Below are 347 nucleotides of genomic sequence, written 5' to 3'. Positions count from 1 at the left end.
CTTCGGCGCTTTGCCTGTCGAAACCGCCTCGGTTGTTTTGTCCTTGAACGACCGGATCATCTGATTTCCGCGATACGTATCTTGTCATGATACGTTGTGGATGTCAACAAAAAGTATCACGATATGATACGAAACGTCGTCTTATGCTGGCCCGCCCACCGGCACCTCCAGCCCGACCTTCACCCGGTCCATCGCCACGAAGGTCCGAAACCGCTTCACATTGTTGTTGGCGAAGAACAGCCGCCTGGTCAGCGTCTCGTAGTCGGCCATCGTCGCCACGGTGACGACGAGGATGAAATCGGCCTCGCCGGTGACGTAGTAGCATTGCTGCACCTGCGGCACTTCGG

Annotated in this window: 1 protein-coding gene; it reads right to left on the bottom strand. The window is 56.5% G+C overall.

Going from position 1 to position 347, the window contains the following annotated elements:
• Positions 1 to 141: 141 nt before the first annotated feature.
• Positions 142 to 347: Lrp/AsnC ligand binding domain-containing protein (locus tag EN852_RS36985; protein ID WP_135879771.1), on the bottom strand; the 206-nt coding region annotated here is incomplete at its 5' end.

Origin of the sequence: Mesorhizobium sp. M2E.F.Ca.ET.209.01.1.1 (assembly GCF_004010375.2) — a bacterium.
Classification (GTDB): Bacteria; Pseudomonadota; Alphaproteobacteria; order Rhizobiales; family Rhizobiaceae; genus Mesorhizobium.
This window is presented reverse-complemented; position numbering and strand designations above follow the sequence as displayed.